Origin of the sequence: Burkholderia sp. Se-20378 (genome assembly GCF_017104665.1) — a bacterium.
Lineage (GTDB): Bacteria > Pseudomonadota > Gammaproteobacteria > Burkholderiales > Burkholderiaceae > Burkholderia > Burkholderia lata.
This window is the reverse complement of record NZ_JAAGPG010000331.1, coordinates 1-9,429: the sequence shown is the minus strand read 5'-3', so window position 1 is coordinate 9,429 and position 9,429 is coordinate 1. Positions and strand designations below refer to the sequence as shown.

At 66.2% G+C, this 9,429-nt stretch carries 10 protein-coding genes; 6 read left to right on the top strand and 4 right to left on the bottom strand.

The features are described 5' to 3' along the window. The 5 genes from G3N93_RS26980 to G3N93_RS26960 all read left to right on the top strand — a co-directional run. Nucleotides 1–556: type II secretion system F family protein (locus G3N93_RS26980; protein ID WP_206134334.1), on the top strand; the 556-nt coding region annotated here is incomplete at its 5' end. Nucleotides 557–601: 45 nt separating this feature from the next. Then, nucleotides 602–1,513: an A24 family peptidase gene (locus G3N93_RS26975; RefSeq protein WP_206134333.1), complete on the top strand. Its 912-nt coding sequence runs from the start codon at nucleotides 602–604 to the stop codon at nucleotides 1,511–1,513. A 1-nt stretch (nucleotide 1,514) separates the two neighbouring features. Continuing rightward, nucleotides 1,515–2,123 (top strand): dephospho-CoA kinase, encoded by a 609-nt coding sequence (coaE, locus tag G3N93_RS26970; RefSeq protein WP_206124054.1) that lies wholly within the window; start codon nucleotides 1,515–1,517, stop codon nucleotides 2,121–2,123. Nucleotides 2,124–2,231: 108 nt separating this feature from the next. Then, entirely contained in the window at nucleotides 2,232–2,987 is a 756-nt protein-coding gene (gene zapD, locus G3N93_RS26965) for a cell division protein ZapD (protein WP_174939041.1), read from the top strand. Between the two features lie 25 nt (nucleotides 2,988–3,012). After that, complete coding sequence (locus tag G3N93_RS26960) at nucleotides 3,013–3,213, top strand: DNA gyrase inhibitor YacG (protein ID WP_011350851.1); 201 nt, start codon at nucleotides 3,013–3,015, stop codon at nucleotides 3,211–3,213. A gap of 60 nt (nucleotides 3,214–3,273) precedes the next feature. Here the strand turns inward: G3N93_RS26960 and G3N93_RS26955 are convergent, their stop codons facing one another. From G3N93_RS26955 to secA, 4 genes are all read right to left on the bottom strand, one after another. Beyond that, nucleotides 3,274–3,732, bottom strand: coding sequence for an NUDIX domain-containing protein (locus G3N93_RS26955; RefSeq protein WP_174939039.1), 459 nt, complete (start codon nucleotides 3,730–3,732; stop codon nucleotides 3,274–3,276). After that, nucleotides 3,729–4,598: an ATP-binding protein gene (locus G3N93_RS26950; protein WP_174939037.1), complete on the bottom strand. Its 870-nt coding sequence runs from the start codon at nucleotides 4,596–4,598 to the stop codon at nucleotides 3,729–3,731. The genes G3N93_RS26955 and G3N93_RS26950 overlap by 4 nt, the downstream gene beginning before the upstream one ends. 19 nt (nucleotides 4,599–4,617) lie before the next feature. Further along, entirely contained in the window at nucleotides 4,618–5,859 is a 1,242-nt protein-coding gene (gene argJ / locus G3N93_RS26945) for a bifunctional glutamate N-acetyltransferase/amino-acid acetyltransferase ArgJ (RefSeq protein ID WP_174946767.1), read from the bottom strand. 144 nt (nucleotides 5,860–6,003) lie between these two features. Beyond that, nucleotides 6,004–8,802, bottom strand: a complete 2,799-nt coding sequence (gene secA, locus G3N93_RS26940) for a preprotein translocase subunit SecA (RefSeq protein WP_174939033.1) — start codon at nucleotides 8,800–8,802, stop codon at nucleotides 6,004–6,006. A 256-nt stretch (nucleotides 8,803–9,058) separates the two neighbouring features. Between secA and G3N93_RS26935 the strand changes: the two genes are divergently transcribed. Then, a partial coding sequence (locus G3N93_RS26935) for a DUF721 domain-containing protein (RefSeq protein ID WP_206134332.1) occupies nucleotides 9,059–9,429 on the top strand: 371 nt, incomplete at its 3' end.

Genomic DNA, 9,429 nt, shown 5'->3' with positions numbered 1-9,429 from the left:
GTCGGCGTGGGGCGGCGTGCTCGCTGCCGGTACGGCAGCAGCGGGGCTGGCCGCACATCACGCACTGCGTCGGTCTGCACCGCTGCGCCACGCTGTCGCGCGGCGCCTGCTGCACGCGCCGCTCGCGGGTAGTGCACTCACCCGGTACGCAGCCGCACGCTGGTGCCGCTCGCTCGCGACGCTGCTCGGCGCCGGCGTGCCACTCGCCGACGCCTTTGCCACGCTCGAGCGCACCGCCGGCCATCCGGTGTTCGAGCACGCCACCACGCACATCGCAGCTCGTGTGCTGCGCGGCGCGCGTCTCGCTGACGCGATGCAGTCGGCCGGTTGCTTTCCGGACGACGTCGTGCAGCCGATCGCCGTCGCCGAGGAAACCGGTGCGCTCGACACGATGCTCGCCGACATCGCCGCGTTGTGCGAACGCCAGCTCGACGCGCGTCTCGACACACTCGCCGCACTCGGCGAACCGCTGATCGTGATCGTGCTGGGTGCACTCGTCGGCGGCCTCGTGATCGCGATGTACCTGCCCATCCTTCAGCTCGGCAACGTGGTGTAGCATCGCAACCGATTCTGTCGCCTTTTAGTCCGAACCTTGAGCCTCATGACGCCAGCGCCCCTGTCCGCCGTTACCGATTCGCCCGAGAGCACGCTGCTCGCGCTGGCGATGCTGCCGCCCACGCTGCAGTATGCGTTCGCGGTCGTCATCGGCCTTTGTATCGGCAGCTTCCTGAACGTGGTCGTGCACCGGTTGCCCGTGATGATGCAGCGTGCGTGGCAGGCCGAGATCGATGAAGCAACCGGCAACGCGAGCGCCCCGCCCGACGACGGCTACCCGCCGCGCTACGATCTGTGGCGCCCGCGCAGCGCCTGCCCGCATTGCGGCCACGTGCTGCGCGCATGGGAAAACATCCCGCTCGTCAGCTACCTGATGCTGCGCGGGCGCTGTCGGCGCTGCGGCCACGCGATCGGCATCCGCTATCCGCTCGTCGAGCTCGCGTGCGCGCTGCTCGCCGCCGGCTCGCTCGCGGCATTCGGCCCGACCGTCGCCGCGCTTGCCGCGTTCGCGCTGTGCGCCGCACTGCTCGCGATGAGCGCGATCGATATCCGGACCGGCTACCTGCCCGACTCGATGACGCTGCCGCTCCTCTGGGCCGGACTCGTGCTGAACCTCGGCGGCACCTTCACGTCGCTGCGCTCCGCCGTGATCGGGGCCATCGCCGGTTACCTGTTCCTGTGGTCGATCTACTGGCTGTTCAAATGGCTGCGCGGCATCGAGGGCATCGGTTTCGGTGACCTGAAGCTACTCGCCGCGCTCGGCGCATGGATGGGCTGGGCCGCATTGCCGCAAGTCGTGCTGTTCGCCGCGGTGACGGGCGCGATCGTCGGGCTCATCGCGACCTGGCGCGGCCGCATGCGTTTCGAGGAGCCGATTCCGTTCGGCCCGTTCCTCGCGGCAGGCGGCGTCGCGACGCTGTTTTTCGGCACCCCGTTCTATTCGGCGCTCGGAGGCTGACATGTTCGCAATTGGACTCACCGGCGGCATCGGCAGCGGCAAGACGACCGTCGCCGATCTGTTCGGCGCCCGCGGCGCGTCGCTGGTCGATACCGATCTGATCGCCCATCGCATTACCGCACCGGGCGGTCTCGCGATGCCCGCGATCGAACAGGCATTCGGTCGCGACTTCGTGGCCGCCGACGGCTCGCTCGATCGTGCAAAGATGCGCGCACTGATCTTCAGCGACGACGCCGCGCTCCGGCGCCTCGAAGCGATCACGCACCCGCTGATCCGTGCGGAAACCGATCGCGAAGCGCGCGAAGCGCAAGGCCCGTATGTGATGTTCGTCGTGCCGCTGCTCGTCGAGTCAGGCAACTGGAAGGCGCGCAGCGATCGCGTGCTCGTCGTCGATTGCCCGGTCGAAACGCAGATTGCACGCGTGATGCGGCGCAACGGCTTCACGCGCGAGCAGGTCGAAGCGATCATCGCGAAACAGGCGACGCGCGAAGCCCGTCTCGCGGCAGCCGACGACGTGATCGTCAACGACGCGACGACACCCGACGCGCTCGCCGCACAGGTCGATGCACTGCACCAACGCTATCTCGGGTTTGCGGCCGCCGCGCACTGAACCTCGCGCCAATCGTGATGGTGTACGAAATTGGCGCGTTGCTAGGGTAGAGAGTGAGCATTAGAATGTCCTGCATTGTTTCAATCCCTACCCAAGAGGCGAGCGCGCTTGATTCTTTACGAGTATCCGTTCAACGAGCGAATTCGCACGCTGTTGCGCCTCGAAGATCTCTTCGAGCGCTTCGCGTTCTTTTTGGCTCAGGAGGACCCGCGTGAACACCACGTCGCGCTGACGACGCTGTTCGAAATCGCCGAGGTAACGGGCCGCGCGGACCTGAAATCGGATCTGATGAAGGAGCTCGAACGTCAGCGCCAGACGCTCGCCCCCTTTCGCGGCAATCCGGGCATCGAGCAGAACGCGCTCGAAGCCGTGCTCGGCGAAATCGAGCAGACGCTCGCGAATCTCGCGCAGATGCAGGGCAAGACCGGCCAGCACCTCGTCGACAACGAGTGGCTCGCCAGCATCCGCAGCCGTGCAGTGATCCCCGGCGGCACCTGCAAGTTCGACCTGCCGTCGTACTATGCATGGCAGCAGTGGCCCGCCGAGCAGCGTCGTCAGGACATCGCGAAGTGGATTCTGCCGATGCTGCCGCTGCGCGACGCGGTGACGATCGTGCTGCGGCTCGCGCGCGAATCGGGTCAGGCGTCGAAGGTCATGGCGATGCAAGGCAGCTACCAGCAGATGCTGTCCGGCCGCACGTACCAATTGATGCAGGTACGCGTATCGCCGGAGCTGCGCGTCATTCCCGAAGCGAGCGCCAACAAATACATGTTGTGGGTACGGTTCACCATGCAGGACGGCGATGTGCGGCCGCGCGCGGTGGACATCGACGTGCCGTTCCATCTGACACTGTGCAATCTGTAACGGCCGCGGGCCGAATCGCTTTCGTATGACTACCGTTGTGAAATGCCCGTCGTGCGGCGCCGCAGTGCGCTGGACGCCCGAAAATCAGTTCCGCCCGTTCTGCTCGGCCCGCTGCAAGCAGCTCGACCTCGGCGCATGGGCCGCGGAAAAGTACCGGATCGGTGGATCCTCCGACGAGGGTCCCTCGTCGGAAGAAGACGGCACGGAAGGCCGTCGAGACAGCTGAGCGGCGCGCGGCGCCGCCCGCCAGTGATATGGCCCGCCTTTCCGGCAGGCCATCGTGGCGTCAGTTCGACGCCGCTTCCTTCTCGAGCAGTTCGAGCACCGGCAGCGCGGCCGGCAGCAGCGGCGCGACTTCGACCGGCAGTTGCTGCCACACGAACGCCTGCCCTTCCTTGCTGTGCGGCTCACCCGTCCAGCCCGTCACCTTGCAGAAATACAGCCGCACGTACGCATGCGGATAGTCGTGCTCGAGCGTGTGCCAGCGATGGCTGGCCGTGACTTCGATGCCGAGCTCCTCGTGCAGTTCGCGCGCAAGCGCGTCCTCGACGCTTTCGCCGGCCTCCAGCTTGCCGCCCGGAAACTCCCAGTAGCCTTCATACGGCTTGCCTTGCAGCCGCTGCGCGAGCAGGTAACGGCAGCGGCCGTCCGTGCCGTCCGGCTGCACCATCACGCCGACCGCGACTTCCGTCACCTTGCGACCATCGGGTGCGCGCACCGCACCTTGTGCGAGATCCGCGCTCATGCCTGCTCCTTGCGGCCCGACCAGTCACGCGCAAACTGCCACGCGACGCGCCCCGACCGCGAGCCGCGCTCGAGCGCCCATACAAGCGCGTCGCCGCGGGCGGATTCGATCTCCGCATCCGGACAGCCGAAATGACGCAGCCAGTGCCCGACGATGTCGAGGTAGTCGTCCTGCTTGAACGGATAGAAGCTGACCCACAGGCCGAAGCGCTCCGACAGCGAGATCTTTTCCTCGACGACTTCGCCGGGGTGAATCTCGCCATCCGGGAGATGCTTGTACGTCTCGTTGTCGCTCATGTACTCGGGCAGCAGATGGCGGCGGTTCGACGTCGCATAGATCAGCACGTTGTCCGACTGCGCGGCGATCGAGCCGTCGAGCGCGACCTTCAGCGCCTTGTAGCCCGACTCGCCTTCCTCGAACGACAGGTCGTCGCAGAACACGATGAAGCGCTCGGGACGCTGCGAGATCAGGTCGACGATGTCGCCGAGATCGTGCAGGTCGTCCTTGTCGACTTCGATCAGGCGCAGGCCGTCCTGCGCATACGCGTTCAGGCACGCCTTGATCAGCGACGATTTGCCGGTACCGCGCGCGCCGGTCAGCAGCACGTTGTTGGCCGGCTTCTGCTGCACGAACTGCCGCGTGTTCTGTTCGATCAGCCCTTTCTGGCGATCGATGTTGTGCAGATCGTCGAGCGTGATCGACGAAACGGCCGGCACCGGCTGCAGATAGCCGCGCCCCTGGCGCTTGCGCCAGCGGAACGCGTGTGCGGCATTCCAGTCGACCGCTGCCGGCGCGGGCGGCAGCATCCCCTCGAGACGGCCGAGCAGTGCTTCGGCGCGCGTCAGAAACTGTTCAAGCTTGTCCATGTCGTTCGAGCACTCCCGATCAGGAGCGGTAATCCGCGTTGATGCTCACGTAGTCGTGCGACAGGTCGCACGTCCAGATGGTGGCCTGCGCATCGCCGCGGCCGAGCAGCACGCGGATCGTGATTTCGCTCTGCTTCATCACGCGCTGGCCGTCCTCTTCCTGGTAGGCGGGGTTGCGGCCGCCCGCCTTCGCGACGAGCACGTCGTCGAGATAGAGGTCGATCTTGTCGACGTCGAGATCCGCGACGCCCGCATAGCCGATCGCCGCGAGAATCCGGCCGAGGTTGGGGTCGGATGCGTAGAAGGCCGTCTTCACGAGCGGCGAATGGCCGATCGCGTAAGCGATCTGGCGGCATTCCGCGACGTTCTTGCCGCCTTCGACCTGCACCGTCATGAATTTCGTCGCGCCTTCGCCATCGCGCACGATCAGCTGCGACAGCACCTGCGCGACTTCCGTCACCGCATCGCGCAGCGCCGCATAGGCCGGCGAATCGGTCGACGTGATCGCCGGCAGCGTGCTCTTGCCCGATGCGATCAGGATGAACGAGTCGTTCGTCGACGTGTCGCCGTCGATCGTGATGCAGTTGAACGAGCGGTCGGCCACTTCCTTCACGAGCGTGTCGAGCACCGGCTGTGCGACGTTCGCGTCGAATGCGAGGAAGCCGAGCATCGTCGCCATGTTCGGCTTGATCATGCCCGCGCCTTTGCTGATGCCTGTCAGCGTGACCGTGTGGCCGTCGATCGTCACCTGGCGCGACGTGGCCTTCGGCAGCGTGTCCGTCGTCATGATCGCCTGCGCGGCGTCAAACCAGTTCGCGGCCTTGCGGTTCGCGAGCGCAGCCGGCAGCCCGGCCTTCAGGCGATCGATCGGCAGCGGCTCGAGGATCACGCCGGTCGAGAACGGCAGCACCTGCGCCGGCTCGATGCCTGCGAGGCGCGCGAGTTCCGCGCAGGTTTCGCGTGCGTTCACGAGGCCCGGCTCGCCCGTACCCGCGTTCGCATTGCCCGTGTTCACGACGAGCGCGCGAATGCCCGCGCCGCCTGCGCGCACCTTCGCCAGGTGCTCGCGGCAGACGATGACCGGCGCTGCGCAGAAACGGTTTTCGGTGAACACGCCCGCGACCGTCGCGCTTTCGTCGACGGAAATGACCAGCACGTCCTTGCGATTCGGCTTGCGGATGTTCGCTTCCGCCCAGCCGAGCGTGACGCCGGCGACGGGATGCAGTTGGGCGGGATCGATCGACGGAAAATTGACAGCCATGGGGCACACCTGCCGGATGGAAAATGCCGGCATGCGCCGGCATCGATTGGAAGAACCGGCGGCCGCACGCGCGGGCCGCCGCAACTCACATTACTCACTCGAAGCTGCGAACGAAGCGGCACGCGTGACGCGCGCCGCCGTCGATCATGACAGCTTCCCGTGACATTGCTTGTACTTCTTGCCGCTGCCGCACGGGCACGGGTCGTTGCGACCGACCTTCGGCATTTCGCCGCCGGGGCCGCTGTGCGTCATCGCGCTGCCGACCATGTCGGCCGTCGCGGTGGCCGCCGCGGCAGCCGCGACGTTCGCCACCGGCGCACCGGCTTCCGCGTAATCGGCGTGCTGGTACTCGACGTTCTCGAGATGACCGCCACGCTCCTCAATCTGCTCGGCGGCTTGCTCGAGCTGTTCCGGCGACTGGATCTGCACGTTCATCACGACGCGCGTGACTTCCTGCTTGATCGCCTCGAGCATCGCGGCGAACAGTTCGAACGCTTCGCGCTTGTATTCCTGCTTCGGGTTCTTCTGCGCATAGCCGCGCAGGTGGATGCCCTGGCGCAGGTGGTCGAGCGCCGCGAGGTGCTCGCGCCACAGGCGGTCGACCGTCTGCAGCATCACCGAACGCTCGAACGCACTGAACGATTCGCGGCCGACCATCGCGACCTTCGCCTCGTACTGCTCGTCGGCGGCCGTCATCACCGCGTCGAGGATCTCCTCGGCCGTGATCGACGACGACTCGTTCACCATTTCCTGGATCGCGAGGTCGAGCTGCCAGTCGTTGCGCAGCGCTTCCTCGAGCTCGGGCACGTCCCACTGTTCTTCGATGCTGCCTTCCGGCACGAACTGGCGGACGACTTCGGTCACCACGCCATGACGCATCGCGGTGATCGTCTCGGTGATATCGTGCGCTTCGAGCAGCTCGTTACGCTGCTGATAGATCACCTTGCGCTGGTCGTTCGACACGTCGTCGTATTCGAGCAGCTGCTTGCGGATGTCGAAGTTGCGCGCTTCGACCTTGCGCTGCGCGGATTCGATCGAGCGCGTAACGATGCCGGCCTCGATCGCCTCGCCCTCCGGCATCTTCAGGCGATCCATGATCGAACGCACGCGGTCGCCCGCGAAGATGCGCAGAAGCGGATCGTCGAGCGACAGGTAGAAGCGCGACGAGCCCGGATCGCCCTGGCGGCCCGCACGGCCGCGCAGCTGGTTGTCGATCCGGCGCGATTCGTGGCGCTCGGTGCCGATGATGTGCAGGCCGCCCGCGGCCTTCACCTGCTCGTGCAGCGTTTCCCACTCGTCGTGCAGCTGCTGGATGCGGCGCGCCTTTTCGTCGGCCGGGATGGCTTCGTCGGCTTCGATGAACGCGGCCTGCTTCTCGGCGTTGCCGCCGAGCACGATGTCGGTACCGCGACCGGCCATGTTGGTTGCGATCGTGACGCGCTTCGGACGGCCGGCTTCCGCAACGATCGCCGCTTCGCGCTCGTGCTGCTTCGCGTTCAGCACTTCGTGCGGCAACCCGGCCTGCTTCAGCAGGTGCGACAGCAGTTCGGAGTTCTCGATCGACGTCGTGCCGACCAGCACCGGCTGGCCACGCTCGTAGCATTCGCGGATGTCGCGGATCACCGCGTCATAGCGCTCCTTGGCCGTCTTGTAGATCTGGTCCTGCTTGTCGATCCGCTTCGGCGGACGGTTGGTCGGGATCACGACCGTCTCGAGGCCGTAGATCTCGTTGAATTCGTACGCTTCGGTGTCGGCGGTACCGGTCATGCCGGCCAGCTTCGCGTACATCCGGAAGTAGTTCTGGAACGTGATCGAGGCGAGCGTCTGGTTCTCGCTCTGGATCTTCGCGTGTTCCTTCGCTTCGACGGCCTGATGCAGGCCGTCCGACCAGCGGCGGCCGGCCATCAGGCGGCCCGTGAATTCGTCGACGATGACCACTTCGCCGTTCTGCACGACGTAGTGCTGATCCTTGTGGAACAGCGTGTGTGCGCGCAGCGCCGCGTACACGTGGTGCATCAGCGTGATGTTCTGCGGTGCGTACAGGCTCTCGCCCTCGCCGATCAGGCCCCATTCGGCGAGCAGGCGCTCGGCCTTCTCGTGGCCCGACTCCGTCAGGAACACCTGGCGTGCCTTCTCGTCGAGCGTGTAGTCGCCCGGCTTCTCGACGCCCGTGCCGTCGGCCTTCTCTTCACCGATCTGGCGCTCGAGCAGCGGCGGCAGTGCGTTCATCCGCACGTACAGTTCGGTGTGATCCTCGGCCTGGCCCGAAATGATCAGCGGCGTACGCGCCTCGTCGATCAGGATCGAGTCCACTTCGTCGACGACCGCGAAATTCAGTGCCCGCTGCACGCGCGCGTCGGTCTCGTAGACCATGTTGTCGCGCAGGTAGTCGAAGCCGAATTCGTTGTTCGTGCCGTACGTGATGTCCGCCGCGTAGGCCTGCTGCTTCTGGTCGTGCTCCATGCCGGACAGGTTGATGCCGACCGACAGACCGAGGAAGTTGTAGAGGCGCGCCATCCATTCGGCGTCGCGCTGCGCGAGGTAATCGTTGACGGTCACCACGTGCACGCCGCGGCCTGCCAGCGCGTTCAGGTACACGGGCAGCGTCGCGACGAGCGTCTTGCCCTCGCCGGTGCGCATTTCCGCGATCTTGCCGTAGTGGAGCACCATGCCGCCGATCATCTGCACGTCGAAGTGCCGCATCTTCAGCACGCGACGGCTGGCCTCGCGACAGACCGCGAATGCCTCGGGCAGCAGCTTGTCGAGCGACTCGCCGGCCGCGACCCGCTGGCGGAATTCGTCCGTCTTGCCGCGCAACTGGTCGTCCGTCAGCTTCTCGATCTGCGTTTCGAGCGCATTGATCGTCGTGACGGTCTTTTGGTATTGCTTGACGAGCCGCTGGTTGCGGCTGCCAAAAATTTTCTGGAGAAAACCGGTTGTCATCGGATCGGATCCTGCGTCGCAGCACCGGCGCCCGGCGCGTGTTGCGCGCCCCGACGCCCGAGCCTCGGCGGCTTAGCGAATTAGTGGACTCAAACGTCGAATTTTAGCACGCGGGAACGCGCGCGCCCGTGTCTCGGCCGGACGGGCACTATGCGCCGACGGCCGGGCCGACGGGGCGAAAGCCGCCCGTGCCCGGGCCCGCGCGGGTACAATCGGCGTCAACGTCCGCGCGCGTGCGCGCCCGAAGAATGTCTCGATGAACCGATTTTCCAAGCGTTTCGGCCCGCTCGCCCCGTATCGCCCGCAACCCGTGTCCGAAGTGCTCGGCCGCACTGACGCGTTCGCGGCGCTGCGCGCCGGCGTCGAGCAGATCGCGTCACTGCAGCGCGATCTTGCCGCGCTCCTGCCCGACTATCTGGCGAACCACGTCGAACCCGGCTTCGTGAAGGACGGGACCCTGACCCTCTTTGCCGCGCACAACGCGCTGGCCGCGCGGCTGCGGCAGGTCGAGCCGCGGCTGCTCGGCGATCTGCAGAAGCGCGGCTGGCCAGTCTCGACGCTGCGCGTGCGCGTGCGCCCGAAAGATGCGCCGGAGCCGCCGCACGTGAAGCAGGCGCGGATGAGATC